The sequence below is a fragment of the Pollutimonas nitritireducens genome, assembly GCF_002849615.1.
In the GTDB taxonomy this organism is placed as follows: Bacteria; Pseudomonadota; Gammaproteobacteria; order Burkholderiales; family Burkholderiaceae_B; genus Pollutimonas; species Pollutimonas nitritireducens.
In genome coordinates, this window is the sequence record NZ_PDNV01000003.1 from 285,143 (window position 1) to 299,041 (window position 13,899).

The following is a 13,899-nucleotide window of genomic DNA, read 5'->3' on the forward strand; positions in this document are numbered from 1 at the left end:
CAGGGCCTTCGCGGTGAGCCCCTCGATATCGACACTACAGACGAGCCCACATTTCAGTGCTCAAAGTTCAAGGTGAGCGTTACTTTCACCAATGACCCTTCAAAGTATGCCGATGCATAGAATCATCCAGGCATTTTGATATGGATTTCATAGCGATAGACGTTGAAACAGCCAATGCGAATATGAGTTCGATATGTCAAATCGGTATCGCTCGGTTCGCTAACGGCCAGCTTGTTGAGGAGTGGACAACGCTTCTGGACCCGGAAGAGTACTTTGATCCCATGAACATCTCAATTCACGGCATCATGGAAAAAATGGTATTAGGACAACCCAAACTTCCCGAAGTCGCTCCGCTTCTTCGAGCCAAACTTGAAGGCACCGTGACCGTTTGTCATACGCATTTTGACCGGGTCGCACTTTCGCGCGCATTCGCGAAATACAATCTCGATCCAATAACTACCATATGGTTGGACTCCGCAAGGGTGGTACGGCGCACATGGAAAGAACTTGCTTGGAAAGGCTATGGGCTATCTAATGTTTGTCGGATAATCGGCTACGATTTTCAGCATCACGACGCGTTAGAAGATGCCAAAGCGGCAGGGCATATTCTGCTTGCCGCATTTCGCGAGTCACAACAGAATTTAGATCATTGGATTCATCGTGTTAATCGACCCATCGATCTTTGCAATTCCTCTTCGAGTGCATCCATACAGCGCGATGGCAATCCGGAAGGAGATTTATATGGCGCGGTTCTCGCATTCACGGGAGCATTGGAGTTGCCACGAAGCATGGCAGCCGATCTTGCAGCGAAAGCTGGCTGTCAGGTCGCACAGGGAGTAACTAAGAAAACAACCATCCTTGTCGTTGGAGACCAAGACACTATGAAGCTCGCTGGTCATGAAAAAAGTTCCAAACAGAGGAAAGCAGAGCAATTCATAGTTGACGGTCAAAATATTCGAATTATCTGCGAATCAGATTTCAAAGCGCTGGTATCAGCAGAATGAAACACAGTTGTGAGCGAGCGGAAATATCGTCTTCTTCGAGTTTAGCTAGCGACTTTGATTCTGGCCGCATCCGATGTAGCGCTTATGTATGTCACGCGAGCAGAATTTTGGGAGTTACTAATGGCTTTTAGTATCGAATCGGGCATGTTGCGAACCGCGAAAGGCCTAGATCTTCTGAGCGTTGTTTGGGCAATCGTCGCCACTTTTTCCATGTTTGCAGTTGCAATGACTAGCGGTTTTTTCCGTGACTTCTTCATTCAGTGGATGATCTTCGCGGTTGCCATCCCGGTTGGCATTCGAGCCGTCGCCTGGCTTATCCGCGGGTTCTTTCCTGCCAATACTGCCGAAAAGCAACCTCGTGAGGTTTAACGTCCGCCGGATATGGTCACAAAGCTATTGCTTGTTGCCCCGACCAACAGAGAAAACGGACAACGGCCCACCAACTTAGCATGTTAAGCAATATTCGACTTATTGGGAATTCGTTCGGCAGGTTGCCACGCCGCTCGGTATTCAACCCGTAGCCTTTCCGTGTCCTCAGGCAGCGCCATCGCACCCGAAGCGGCTTCATGGGCCGTGAAAGCCAATCGGAATGCCGCCGCGCGAAGCTCCCCATTAGTTATTGATGCCAATGCCGCTAACGCCTTCTGAAGACGCAACTGGATTTCCAATAGAGCAACCCCGTCCCGTATCAACGGTCGGAATGCATCATCCAAAAGATCTTCATCACGAAGTGGCGGAACATATACTCGCTCGTAAAGTATGTGCTCTGCCGCCATCCCCTGATCTCGTCCCGCCCACGCCATGAGCACGCGGGTCAACCTGCCTATGATTTCTATGGCAGTACCTGGGTCATTGAGGGCGGGAGATAGGGCCCGCGAACCAATCTCGGTTAATACCGAAAGGCCGAACCGGGGATCCTGATCAAAAGAACGTTCATTCCCAACGGTATAGGCCTCTTCTATCCTTTCCGACGAGACACGCTGTCCATCGGCCCCCGGCACTACCGCAGCGATCAATTTGCCTAAATGAATAAATGTTCCCGGCAGTGCGACAACAAAAATCTCGGCTTGATGTTCGTCCGCACAGACTTGCAAAGCTTTTATATCGAGGTGCTGCACATATCCCGTTCTGGAGGACGCCATCGGATAGGCTTCTGGCGGCAGACTGTACGGATTCCGCAAGGGACGCCCGCCTAGGTAAGGAGCAGCAATGCGGTCGCTCATGGCGTTCAGCGCAGCTTCCTCAACTCGTTGCGACGTCTCTGCCACGCTTCCAAGCCGAGACAAATATTCGATCCAACGCAGCAACGTGATTACGATTAGCGCGACCACCAATATGGTGACGCCGAACAAAATCAGCCGCGCCTGCATATCAAAGTACCCGGTGCTCAAGGCGATGATTCCCACCAGACTGAACAAGAAAGATCCGATAAAGGTACCCAAGACGTTTTGAGAGGTGTGATCCTCCATAATCAACTTGGTTGCACGTGGAGTTACATTGTTGGTAGCGGCAGAATACGCCTGAACCATGACCCCCAATGAGAAAGTCGTGACTGCTAGCATGCTCGAAGCCATGATCTTCAGCACGTCGACGACCGCGTCACTGCCTATCTTTCCGGGAAAGTCGTAGGGAATGTGAGGGGCGAGAATCAGACTAGCGACGGCCGACACAACTCCCGCTATAACAAAAAAAGATGCGCGAAACCATAATTTCCGACTGAACTGCAAGAGCAACCAGCGCCACCTGGGCATCATGGCAGCGCACCTGTGCTGGCGGGCGACTCAGAATACGTGCATAAGCACATGCCTCGTTGCGTTACGGTTTCTCCTGCGCCTCCTGATAGCATAGGCACTACCTCTTTTTTACATAATGCGATAGTAGTCGTGCATTCAGCAAACGACGGACCTGATCAGCGCAATCTTGCGGATTGATTGCATTGGCTAGCGCAGGGTAATGAACTGATTTTTCGATTCAATATTTCAATCTTTGTCGTATAATTAAAACGTAAAAATAAGTTCGTCGACTACGATTTTTGAATCACTTTCATTGGTCGTACGGCGGGATGCGTGCCGCCGCGTGTCAAGAAGGACGATTGCAGTGCTAGCGGGAAGAAGAATGACCATTCAACTATATGGAGATATCAAATGACAGCCATCCAAGTCTATGACCCGGCACTGTGCTGCAGCACGGGCGTGTGCGGCGTTGATGTTGAGCAGGCACTGGTGAGCTTCTTCGCCGATGTGGACTGGGCCAAACAGAACGGCGCGCAGATCGAGCGTTTCAACCTGGCGCAGCAACCGATGGCGTTTGCCGAAAACGCGGTGGTCAAGTCTTTTCTGAAGCGGTCCGGACAAGACGCCTTGCCGCTGGTACTGATCGATGGGGAAATGGCGCTGGCCGGGCGCTACCCAACCCGCAAGGAACTGGCGCGCTGGGCAAGCATTGCCGAGACGACCGATAGCCAATCCACAGAAGCGAACTGCTGCACTGGCACCCATTGCTGCTGATTGCCGGAGACATCTGTATGAACTTTCTTGATCATCCGCCACGTTTCTTTTTCTTCACCGGCAAAGGTGGCGTGGGCAAGACTTCCATCGCCTGCGCGACCGCTGTGAAACTGGCGGACGCAGGCAAGCGCGTGCTACTGGTCAGCACCGACCCGGCGTCCAACGTGGGGCAGGTATTCGGTGTAGCCATTGGCAATGCGATTACTGCCATCGTGGCTGTACCGAATCTTTTTGCACTTGAAATCGACCCCCAAGCCGCCGCACAAACCTATCGTGACCGCATTGTGGGTCCGGTACGCGGTGTGTTGCCCGACACCGTTGTCAGAGGCATCGAGGAACAGCTTTCAGGCGCCTGCACCACCGAGATTGCAGCTTTCGACGAGTTTACCGCGCTATTGGTCGATTCTGCGCTGACGGCAGACTACGACCACGTCCTGTTCGACACCGCCCCCACCGGACACACGATTCGTTTGCTGCAGTTGCCAGGAGCCTGGAGTGGCTTTCTGGCGGAAGGCAAAGGCGATGCTTCCTGTCTTGGCCCACTGGCCGGGCTGGAAAAACAACGGGAACAGTACAAGGCAGCCGTCGATGCATTGGCCGATGCCGCTCGCACACGGCTGGTTCTGGTCGCGCGTGCGCAAGCTTCCACACTGCGTGAAGTGGCCCGGACCCACGAGGAACTCGCAGACATTGGCCTGCGCCAGCAATACCTGGTGATCAATGGCGTCTTACCCGAGGGTGCGGCAGGTGATGACGAGCTCGCCGCTGCCGTCTTTGCACGTGAACAAGCAGCCATAACCACGATTCCTGATGCACTGAAAGCACTGCCGCGCGATCAGATCGCTCTCAAGTCCTTCAATTTGGTGGGGCTCGACGCCTTACATCATTTGCTGGACAACGTCGAAACGCTGGCCGAGCATCCGGCAGCAACAAACGCCGAACCAATAGTGGCGCCTACGCTGGCCACCCTGGTCGATGAGATCGCCGCCGATGCCCACGGTCTGGTGATGGTGATGGGTAAAGGTGGTGTGGGCAAAACCACGCTGGCGGCAGCAGTGGCCGTTGAGCTCGCGCATCGCGGCCTGCCGGTTCACCTTACCACCTCCGACCCGGCCGCGCACCTGACCGAAACCCTCAGCGAAACGCTCGAGAACCTGAGCGTGAGCCGCATCGACCCCCACGCCGAGACTGAACGCTACCGCCAGCACGTACTGGAGACCAAAGGCGCCAAGCTCGATGCCCAAGGCCGCGCCTTGCTGAAGGAAGACCTGCGCTCGCCCTGTACCGAGGAGATCGCCGTCTTCCAGGCCTTCTCGCGCATTATTCGCGAAGCAGGCAAGAAATTCGTGGTGATGGACACAGCCCCCACCGGCCACACCTTGCTGTTGCTGGACGCCACCGGCGCCTACCACCGGGAAATTGCCCGTCAGATGGACGACAAGGGCATCCACTTCACCACCCCGATGATGCAGTTGCAGGATCCAAAGCAGACCAAAGTGCTACTGGTCACGCTGGCGGAAACCACCCCGGTACTGGAAGCTGCCAATCTGCAGGACGATCTGCGCCGTGCCGGCATCGAACCCTGGGCCTGGATCATCAACAACAGCATTGCCGCCGCGCGCACATGCTCTCCGCTTTTGCTGCAACGCGCCGCCAATGAACGTCGCGAAATTGATGCCGTGGCCAAAGTACACGCTCAGCGGTATGCGCTGGTGCCGCTGCTGAAAGACGAACCTGTCGGCGAGGAGAACCTGCGAGCACTGTCACAAAGCCAGGCAACCACGAACGCCGAGGCCGATCTATGAGCACCGCGTCATCGATCGGCTTTTTTGAACGCTACCTGTCGCTGTGGGTCGCCCTGTGTATTGCCGCTGGCATTGGCCTGGGTAGTGCTTTTCCCTTTCTGTTTCAATCCTTGGCCAGATGGGAATACGGCTCCGTCAACTTCATCGTCGCCGTGCTGATCTGGTTCATGGTGTATCCGATGATGGTGTCGGTGGATTTTTCCAGCCTCAAGCGCATCCATGAACGGCCCAAAGGGTTGATCATCACACTGGTGGTGAACTGGCTGATCAAGCCGTTCACCATGGCCGGCCTCGGCGTGCTGTTCTTCCATTACTTCTTCATTGACTTGATCGATCCAGCCAACGCCAGCCAGTACATCGCCGGGCTGATTCTGCTCGGCGCTGCGCCCTGCACCGCCATGGTATTTGTGTGGTCGCAACTCACGCGTGGCGACGCGACCTATACGCTGGCACAGGTGGCGCTCAATGATGTGATCATGATCTTCGCGTTTGCACCCTTGGTTGCGTTGCTGCTGGGCGTTACCGATATCCAGGTGCCCTGGGCAACCTTGATTCTGTCAGTGGGATTATACGTGTTGATCCCGCTGATCGCCGGCGTCATCACACGCATCAGGCTCAGTCGGGAAGCAGACAATCAAGCACAAGCAGACCTGGCGGTCTCGCGCTTCAACGCCCGGGTCAAGCCCTTGTCGATACTCGGCCTGCTGGGCACGGTGGTTCTGCTGTTCGGCTTTCAAGGTCAGATCATTCTCGATCAGCCCCTACTGATAGCGTTGATCGCGGTCCCGCTACTGATTCAGTCCTATGGCATTTTTGCCATTGCCTATGGTGCGGCGCGGCTGTGGAAAGTCCCATTCGATGTGGCAGCCCCTTGCGCATTGATCGGCACGTCCAATTTTTTCGAACTGGCCGTGGCTGTGGCCATTGGGCTGTTTGGTCTCAATTCCGGTGCAGCGCTGGTCACTGTGGTCGGCGTGCTGGTGGAAGTGCCAGTGATGTTGTCGCTGGTGTATTTCGCTAACCGCAGCGCCGGATGGTTCCCAACGACAGAGTCGACATTATCCAAAGCGCGCGAATCCCACCTCAACCAGACACGAGGAGAACGCCATGTTTAATACTGCAACGGTCGCATTGGATCTGGCTCCGGCCTCCAGAATTCATGCGGCTTTTTCGCGTATCGCCCGCAACTTGATCCATATTAAGAAATCGGGCCCTGATCTGAACGCCTGAACGGTTGGTCTGTCAAATCCATAGTGCGGCGGATAGAGAGTTTACTGGACTCAGCATGACTATCACCCGTCCGCCCGTTCCTATAGGAGAAGTTCATGAAATTCACCATATACGTGCGCAACCTCGCTGACTCGCTCACCAGTCTGATAATTCGCTCAGCTTCGGCCCACTGCGACACGGAGGATGGGCCGGCAGTTACCGATGGGCGTCGCGCCCTGGATTCCGGTAACGTCAATATCGCGTTGAAATGGGTGCGTCCCGAAGACGAAAGCGAGGTTCGTACGGCCTTTGAGCGCGCACGCAAGGTCCGGGCGGTCGGCGGTGACGCTGCGGCGCTGGCGGATCAGTGGTTTCTGGAAAATCTGGTGCGCATCCACCGCGCCGGCGAAGGAGAGGGCTACGAGGGCATTAAGCCTGCCGGAACCGCGATCCCCCCGCAGGTTCGCGCTGCGGACGAAGCGCTCGAACGGGGTACGATTGAACCTTTGCGTGGCTTGATTGAAACAGAACGCTGGGCAGAACTGGAAAAGCGCTACACCCACGCCCTCGCGCTCAAAGATTTCAATACCGACGATCTGGTGGCAGCACGTAACTACATGGACGCATACGTCTCGTTCTTCAAGTATGCCGAAGGCCATGATCACGCACACGCCCATGCCGGCCATGCGCACGAGCATGCTTCGGGCGGTTGCGGACACAACTGATGTTCTGGTTCACCAGGGTTCGATCGAACTCGATGGCACCAACGTTGCAAGATAGCCGCCTGGCGCTGACGCGCAGGCTGCGCCGATCCACGCCAATCCGTCGGGGTGATTTGGTGGTCGTGGATTCGCGCGCGCTGGGTAAACCCATGGTCAAGCGCATCATTGGCCTGCCGGGCGAGACGGTGACAATCAAGGCTGGCAAGGTCCGCATAGACGGTCGCGCCCTGGAGGAGCCCTATGCCAGCTTGTCGGTATTCACCGACACTTACCGGGTGCCACCGGATCACTATTTCCTGCTGGGCGACAACCGTGACGCCTCCAGCGACAGCCGAACTTGGCGCGACCCTTATGTTCCTCGAACGGCCATCCTTGGCCGGATTCTTGGAGTGCGCTAAGCACGGCAAACGCAAGAACCCATGCTTCCATAGCAACAATGAACGCTTCTGCTTGCTACGACGCAGCGCCCGTCAGTAACGATTTTTTGCCCGAGCGACCGCGTCAGTGCGGCCCGCCCTCTTCCCAGTCGATCCAGTCGATGTCGTTGGCTGCCACGTAGGTGTTGACCGCCACGCCGATCGTCGGGAACAAATATCCGTCGAAACGCTCGAACAGGCCGAAGCGCCTCAGCTTGTCTTTCACCGGATCCTTCATTTCGGCAAAGCACAGGCGTGCCCCGCGAGCTTTCAGCTCATCATCAAATTCCTTCAGCATATCGGCCGCCGTGACATCAATGCTGGTCACAGGCTCAGCCGCCACGACCAGCCATGAAACCGGACGGGGTGCTGCGTTCAGTGCGTCGACCGCCGAACGATGGAACCACTCGGCATTCGCGAAGAACAGTGGCGCATCCCAGCGAAACAGCACCAGCCCCGGAATCTGGCGTGCCTCGGGATAACGTTTCAGATCGTGATAGCCTTTGAGTTGATTCACACGCCCCAGCACGGCAAAGTGCGGCCGCCAGCCATCCCATAAAAACTCGATTACAGCGATTACGATCGCCAAGCCTATGCCGGGTATCGGACCCAGCGCCACAACGCCCACGCTACATGCAATGGATAGCCAGAACTCCCACCGCTGAATGCGGTAGATCCGCTTGAGGTCGCGCAGAATAAAGAGTTGAGTAGCAGCCGATATGACGACGGCGGCCAGCGCCGCATCCGGAAGATTTCGAAGAAGACCGGGCGCCAATACCAGCAGTACCGCCACCACCAATGCGCCTACCACACACGCAAGCTGGGTCTGTCCCCCCGCCGCTTCCACCACCGGTGTGCGGGATGCACTGCTGCTGACGGGAAATCCCTGGAAGAAAGCCGTGGCCAAATTGGCCGCGCCCAAGGCTACGGCCTCCTTGTTGGGATCAACCGGCTGCCCGAGCCGGGTGGCATAACTGCGGGAAAGAATACTGGTTTCAGCAAAGGCAAGAAAGGCGGCTGCCATGCCGCCCGCAATGACTGCCCCCAAATCAGCCCAACCCACCAGGGGAAACGCAGGCATCGGAAAACCCCTGGGCAGTTCGCCTAACACGGCAATCTGCGTTTCCAAGCCAAAAGCAAATACCGCGAGAATAGCAAGTACCACAGCCGGCAGCGCGCCCGGGACACGACTGTATCGATTGAGCACATCCATGACGGCCAAACATCCGACACCGACTGCCAGCGCCCACGGCATAGTGGCGCCATCCCAGAGACCTTGGGCAAAGGCCATAAAACGTTCCGGCGCGCTCGCGCCCCCCGCCTGGAACCCGAACAGGGCCGGAAACTGACTGATCATCACCGTCAGGGCAATACCATTCATGTATCCATAACGTATGGGTTTGGACAGCAGCTCGCTCACAAAACCGAGGCGCGCAACGCCTACCACCACGCAGGTCAACCCGGCCACCAGGGCCATACCGCCGGCAAGCACGATAGCGCGATCAGGCTCCCCATGAGCCAAGGGAAGCACCACAGCAAGTATGATTGCTGCCAGGGCGGAGTCGGGGGCGACGACTAGAATGCGACTGGGGCCGAAGAGCGCGTAGACCAGCAGAGGGACAATAGTCGCGTACAGGCCATAGATGCCGGCAAGTCCGGCCGCCACCGCATAAGCGATGCCAACCGGCACGAGCACCGCCGCGAGGGCCAATCCAGCCATAATGTCAGCCCCCAGCCATTCCGTTCGATAGTGACGCGCAAGATGCAGCCCCGGCATCCAGGCCAAGGGCCCACGATCTGGGGACGGAGGAAGGTCGGAATAACGCGCGTTATCGGTTTGGTTCATGGAAAGGCACAGCAGCTGCCGGTGTGGAAAAGTAAACGTTACCACCTTCTTTCACGACGGCCGCACTGGATGCGAAAAGGGGCGGGAACCGACTCGAACAAACGCAAGGTACGGGGACGTGCCGTTGCGCATGATAAGCGGCTATATCAGTTGGTGCCTTGGCTCACAGAACTTCCGGCTTTGAGTTCATCGCTTACGATGCGTCCATCAACCAGCGTAATCGTGCGGTCGCACGATTCAGACAGGCGAGGATCGTGCGTGACGATCAAAACCGCACAATCAAGCGTTTTATTAAACCGCCTGAACAACTCGAACACGTTGTCGGCTGTTTTTGTGTCGAGATTGCCCGTTGGCTCATCAGCGAGCAATAGTGCGGGGCGGGTCACAAGCGCGCGCGCTATGGCCACGCGTTGCTGCTGTCCTCCCGACAGATCACTGGGCTTTACGTCAACATAATCTCGCAACCCAACTTCAGAAAGCAGGTCGATGGCGTGATCGCGATCTTTTTGTGACGGTTTTCCGTTAGTCAGCATCAGTGGCATCAATACGTTTTCAACAGACGTGAAGGCCTGTATCAGGTGATGAAACTGAAAGACGAATCCAAGCTGCGCACCACGCAATGCCGTACGCTCTGCGTCGCTCATCCGGGCTGTAGGCCGATCCAGAAGGTACAGCTCGCCAGCGGTAGGCGCGTCGAGCAAGCCCAGCATATTGAGCAAGGTACTTTTTCCCGAACCCGAAGGACCAACGAGTGCCGCAAAGTCATGCGCGCCTATATTGAGATCAATGCCATGCAGCACTTCTATTTCATTGGGTTTGCCGAGGTTGTAGGACTTGCGCAGACCTTCAAGCCGGAGAATTGATCGACCATGGTCAAACATAACGAATAGCCTCTACAGGATGCAAGCGCGAGGCGCGCCACGCAGGGACCATGGCCGCCAACAGGCCAGTCAGCGTTGCCACCCCCATGGTGACGAAGAGCAGCCCTCCCGGCAGAGGAATATAGAACAATTTGGGGCCAAAACGATTGAAACTCCAGATCAGGCCATAGCCCAGTGCCGCGCCGAAAATGGATCCCAAGAAGGCTAACAAGCCGCCCTGCAACAGAAAGACACCCAATATCTGCTCGCGTCGTGCGCCCATGGCGCGCAGGATTCCGATTTCGCGGGTGCGCTGCGTGACCGTGATGGCCAGAACGCTGGCTATCCCAAACGCGACTGAAATGGCCACGAAGAAACTGATCACAGACGTTGAAATGCGCTGCGATGTCAGTGCATTCATGAGCTGAGCATTAGACTGGATCCAGCTTTCGGACTTCAGACCTGTCAATCGCGCAATCCTCCTTGCAGCAACATCCGCGGCGAACAAATCTCGAACCGTGACGTCGATAAGCGTGACGCCGCCGGCCAAGTCAAGCAGCGACTGGGCCTGCTTTAAGTCGACGTACACATAACGCAGATCGAGCTCCCGCACACCTAACTCAAAAATTCCCATCACGGTTACAATCGCGTGGCGGTCATCTCCGGTCTCAAGCCTCAGTTTGCTGCCCACCTCAAGCCCCAAGTCATCAGCCAATAGTCTCCCTATGACAGCATTGCCCGCGCCCACTCGAAACTGGCCTGCAACAATGTCTTCACTTACTGGAACAATGCGTTCATATCGAACCGGATCGATACCCAGCAGGGAGACAGACTTGATTACGTCGCCGCGGCGCGCAAATGCGGGACCGGCAACGACCGGCGAAACGGCGGTCGCCTCAGGCAGGGTATCAAGGACGCTCTGCACTTGGATCCAGTTATTGATTGAGCGCAGGCGCTGCCCACGTTTCTCGTCGATCCGAAGCGCCAGAGTGCCGTCAGGAACGCCAATCACTGCATTTTCTTCGCGAGGCGGTTCAACGCGGATATGAGACTGCGTACCTAACGTTCGATCGATGATGTTGCTCTGCAAACCCAAGATCAGCGTCGTTATGAAGACGATGACCGACACCCCGACCGCGATTCCAACCAGAATAAGCAGGGTCTGTGAAATGCCTTGTCTCAAAAATTTGATGGCTATCATCAGTTCCAGCCACATATGCGTGCCCACCGTCGACTAGAACTTGAATGGTACTTCTTTGCGCGTTTCGGCATCGGGTAACGCAGCGTTTGAACCATGAACAATGACTCTTACGCGCTTTCCTTCGGTCAGGTCGACAGACGTCGACACCCAGTCTCCTTCCTGAAGGCCCGACGTCACTTCCGTCATAGCCCCGCCCTGCAAACCAAGCGAAACTCGAACTTCCCGTGCGACACCATGGCGTATACGCCAGACGCTGGCTTGCGTGCCGCGCTTCTTGAACAATGCGTCATTGGGCAGAGCAAGCGCGCTTTCCTGTCGACCGGTTTCCATGGTGGCCGTAACCGTCAAGTCGTCACGCAGATAGTGAGGGGGATCTTTAATAGCCAATCGCACGTCCACAGTGCCACGCTGCGCATCTATGCTGGGAGCAATGCGATGCACCACTGCGGCAAATCGTTGCAAGGGATAGGCATCGGCAACGCAAACGGCCTGTTGGCTTACCCTGAGCAGGCCAAGGTTGCGCTCGTCGACAGGCACCAAAATCTCAACGCCGTCATCATGCGCAATTTCAAGCAGCACTTTCCCCGGTTGTACCAAGTCACCCGGCTCGACATTGCGTGTAAGAACGGTCCCCGGAAACTGTGCACGCAATACACTCTTGGACAAAGCCGCCTCGGCCGCGTCCAGCCGGGCCCGTATCAAAGCCTCTTCGATTTGCCCCGGGCCAAGCGACGCTGCATCGACCCGTGCCTGCTCAACCCCCGCCAATGCGATAGCCAACGCCTGTTCTGCTCTCTCCGTCTCTTCACGCGGCGTTGCCTTCGACGCCAACAACACTTGGCGCCGTTTAACTTCACGCCTGGCCTGCGCCAATTGCGCCTCCGCCTGCTTCAAGTCAGCCATAGCCCGGGGCCGACGGACATCGTCCAATTGTGTCAGAGCGGCCAAGGCTTCCCGCTGCCTGGCGAGCAACTCGTCGGCCCGCAAGCGAATCAGCACTTGGCCTGCAACAACGTGATCGCCCTCCCGGACTGGCCTGTCAGTAACCACACCGGTGATCTCGCTTCCCACCTGAACGCGGGATTCCGACACGACGCGGCCTGTTGCCACGACGTACTGCACAAGTGGACGGTTGACCATCTGGAACCCTGAGACTTCCGGACCCAGCCATGCGCGATAAGCAATGAACCCGAAGCCCACCAACAGAACAATGGCTACCAAAGCCCACTTCCTTTTCTGCCTTAACACGGGTTAATTTTCCTTTGCGGACGAGACCGTGATCGTAGCTGAAAGCCGGTGGACATAGCGCTTGTCCGTCATGATGAAGAACGCCCCACGTAATCGGGCGCGATGTCTTCCAGACGGGTCGGCTGGCGCGCGCAACCAGCGGCACAGACACTTGGTGTCTGCAGCGAAGCATAGTTGTCGCGGGTAAAAGGCTGGCCTGGCGCAAGCTCCAGCACGCGAGCCTGTATTTGCGCGACCCAGTCAGGCAAAGGAAGAATACGGCGCGGGTGCCCCGACACACGAGCAGCATAGTCGACCAGGTCGCGTAGTGCATAATCGCGCGGACCGCATAAATCGAGGTGCTGTCCAGCTCTGCCGGGATCGTTAAGCGCTTCAAGAAACTGCTTGCTGACATCGCCCACATATACCGGCGCGAAACGCGCTTGCGCACAGGCCAGTGGGAAAATCCCCGGCATCAAACGGGCCAATGAAGCAAAACGACTTAAAAACGAATCGCCCGGCCCGAAAATGACCGAAGGCCGAAAACTGGTGACCGCGATACCGTGCGACGCCCCGAATTCGTGTGCCCAGGATTCCGCCCTTCCTTTGCTGCGCAGGTAGACGCTTGAGCCATTGATGGCATCGGCTCCCAACGCACTCATATGGAGGTAGCGGCTTATGCCGGCCTGGTGTGCTGCAGTCAGTATCTGTTTTGTAAACCCGACATGCACCTGTTCGAAGACTTCTCCGTTATGGCGCGGTTCATTCAATATGCCGACCAGATTGATCAATGCAACATGCCCTTTCAGCAATTCGACCAACGCGGCGGAAGGCTCTGGGCCATGGGCGTCGAGGTTCATCGGCAGGCCCAACACCCGCAGCAACGGCGGCGACGCCAGATCCTTGTGAAGATCGGCGTGCCGACTGAGAACCGTGACAACGTAGCCCGCATCAACCAGCGTGCGAACCAGATTTTTCCCGACAAAACCCGTTCCTCCTGACACCAGGACACGCGGCTTGCTTGAGAGAGTAGCGGTATTGGCCATAGTCATACGATACACTTAATTCAGCATTCTTCCTGAGAAAAGGTTGATACGCTTTG

The 13,899-nt window shown here is 56.5% G+C and carries 14 protein-coding genes; 8 read left to right on the forward strand and 6 right to left on the reverse strand.

Annotation, left to right across the window (positions count from 1 at the left end):
• Positions 1-140: 140 nt before the first annotated feature.
• Entirely contained in the window at positions 141-1,004 is an 864-nt protein-coding gene (locus tag CR155_RS05800) for an exonuclease domain-containing protein (protein ID WP_102069042.1), read from the forward strand.
• Positions 1,005-1,124: 120 nt separating this feature from the next.
• Positions 1,125-1,373: a hypothetical protein gene (locus CR155_RS05805; RefSeq protein WP_102069043.1), complete on the forward strand. Its 249-nt coding sequence runs from the start codon at positions 1,125-1,127 to the stop codon at positions 1,371-1,373.
• 83 nt (positions 1,374-1,456) lie between these two features.
• Here CR155_RS05805 and CR155_RS05810 read toward each other — a convergent pair whose 3' ends face one another.
• On the reverse strand, positions 1,457-2,737 hold the full coding sequence (locus CR155_RS05810) for a DUF2254 domain-containing protein (RefSeq protein WP_199171686.1): 1,281 nt from the start codon (positions 2,735-2,737) through the stop codon (positions 1,457-1,459).
• A 411-nt stretch (positions 2,738-3,148) separates the two neighbouring features.
• Here CR155_RS05810 and arsD point away from each other — a divergent pair, with 411 nt between their 5' ends.
• The 6 genes from arsD to lepB all read left to right on the forward strand — a co-directional run bounded on the left by arsD (position 3,149) and on the right by lepB (position 7,645).
• Positions 3,149-3,511 carry an arsenite efflux transporter metallochaperone ArsD gene (arsD, locus tag CR155_RS05815; RefSeq protein WP_102069045.1) on the forward strand — a complete coding sequence of 121 codons (363 nt, stop codon included), beginning with the start codon at positions 3,149-3,151 and terminating at the stop codon, positions 3,509-3,511.
• 17 nt (positions 3,512-3,528) lie between these two features.
• Positions 3,529-5,316, forward strand: coding sequence for an arsenical pump-driving ATPase (gene arsA, locus CR155_RS05820; protein WP_102069046.1), 1,788 nt, complete (start codon positions 3,529-3,531; stop codon positions 5,314-5,316).
• Positions 5,313-6,431 (forward strand): ACR3 family arsenite efflux transporter, encoded by a 1,119-nt coding sequence (gene arsB, locus CR155_RS05825; protein ID WP_102069047.1) that lies wholly within the window; start codon positions 5,313-5,315, stop codon positions 6,429-6,431. The genes arsA and arsB overlap by 4 nt, the downstream gene beginning before the upstream one ends.
• Positions 6,424-6,546, forward strand: a complete 123-nt coding sequence (locus CR155_RS21210) for a hypothetical protein (RefSeq protein WP_255399171.1) — start codon at positions 6,424-6,426, stop codon at positions 6,544-6,546. The genes arsB and CR155_RS21210 overlap by 8 nt, the downstream gene beginning before the upstream one ends.
• Before the next feature lie 95 nt (positions 6,547-6,641).
• Complete coding sequence (locus CR155_RS05830) at positions 6,642-7,250, forward strand: DUF6448 family protein (protein ID WP_102069048.1); 609 nt, start codon at positions 6,642-6,644, stop codon at positions 7,248-7,250.
• Positions 7,250-7,645 (forward strand): signal peptidase I, encoded by a 396-nt coding sequence (gene lepB / locus CR155_RS05835; protein ID WP_102069049.1) that lies wholly within the window; start codon positions 7,250-7,252, stop codon positions 7,643-7,645. Before CR155_RS05830 ends, lepB begins: the two co-directional genes overlap by 1 nt.
• Before the next feature lie 103 nt (positions 7,646-7,748).
• Here lepB and CR155_RS05840 read toward each other — a convergent pair whose 3' ends face one another.
• The 5 genes from CR155_RS05840 to CR155_RS05860 form a co-directional block, all read right to left on the reverse strand.
• The gene (locus CR155_RS05840; protein WP_102069050.1) at positions 7,749-9,509 is read right to left on the reverse strand and encodes a SulP family inorganic anion transporter; all 1,761 of its coding nucleotides are present in this window, start codon (positions 9,507-9,509) and stop codon (positions 7,749-7,751) included.
• Positions 9,510-9,655: 146 nt separating this feature from the next.
• Positions 9,656-10,390: an ABC transporter ATP-binding protein gene (locus CR155_RS05845; protein ID WP_102069051.1), complete on the reverse strand. Its 735-nt coding sequence runs from the start codon at positions 10,388-10,390 to the stop codon at positions 9,656-9,658.
• Positions 10,383-11,570: an ABC transporter permease gene (locus CR155_RS05850; RefSeq protein ID WP_233213931.1), complete on the reverse strand. Its 1,188-nt coding sequence runs from the start codon at positions 11,568-11,570 to the stop codon at positions 10,383-10,385. Before CR155_RS05850 ends, CR155_RS05845 begins: the two co-directional genes overlap by 8 nt.
• A gap of 33 nt (positions 11,571-11,603) precedes the next feature.
• Entirely contained in the window at positions 11,604-12,791 is a 1,188-nt protein-coding gene (locus tag CR155_RS05855; protein ID WP_199171687.1) for an efflux RND transporter periplasmic adaptor subunit, read from the reverse strand.
• Positions 12,792-12,886: 95 nt separating this feature from the next.
• Positions 12,887-13,849 (reverse strand): complex I NDUFA9 subunit family protein, encoded by a 963-nt coding sequence (locus tag CR155_RS05860; protein WP_199171688.1) that lies wholly within the window; start codon positions 13,847-13,849, stop codon positions 12,887-12,889.
• Between the last annotated feature and the right edge of the window lie 50 nt (positions 13,850-13,899).

Coding starts and splice junctions, on each gene's coding strand:
- CR155_RS05800 (WP_102069042.1), top strand. CDS start 141: ATGGATTTCATAGCGATAGACGTTGAAACAGCCAATGCGAATATGAGT.
- CR155_RS05805 (WP_102069043.1), top strand. CDS start 1,125: ATGGCTTTTAGTATCGAATCGGGCATGTTGCGAACCGCGAAAGGCCTA.
- arsD (WP_102069045.1), top strand. CDS start 3,149: ATGACAGCCATCCAAGTCTATGACCCGGCACTGTGCTGCAGCACGGGC.
- arsA (WP_102069046.1), top strand. CDS start 3,529: ATGAACTTTCTTGATCATCCGCCACGTTTCTTTTTCTTCACCGGCAAA.
- arsB (WP_102069047.1), top strand. CDS start 5,313: ATGAGCACCGCGTCATCGATCGGCTTTTTTGAACGCTACCTGTCGCTG.
- CR155_RS21210 (WP_255399171.1), top strand. CDS start 6,424: ATGTTTAATACTGCAACGGTCGCATTGGATCTGGCTCCGGCCTCCAGA.
- CR155_RS05830 (WP_102069048.1), top strand. CDS start 6,642: ATGAAATTCACCATATACGTGCGCAACCTCGCTGACTCGCTCACCAGT.
- lepB (WP_102069049.1), top strand. CDS start 7,250: ATGTTCTGGTTCACCAGGGTTCGATCGAACTCGATGGCACCAACGTTG.
- CR155_RS05840 (WP_102069050.1), bottom strand. CDS start 9,509: ATGAACCAAACCGATAACGCGCGTTATTCCGACCTTCCTCCGTCCCCA.
- CR155_RS05845 (WP_102069051.1), bottom strand. CDS start 10,390: ATGTTTGACCATGGTCGATCAATTCTCCGGCTTGAAGGTCTGCGCAAG.
- CR155_RS05850 (WP_233213931.1), bottom strand. CDS start 11,570: ATGATAGCCATCAAATTTTTGAGACAAGGCATTTCACAGACCCTGCTT.
- CR155_RS05860 (WP_199171688.1), bottom strand. CDS start 13,849: ATGACTATGGCCAATACCGCTACTCTCTCAAGCAAGCCGCGTGTCCTG.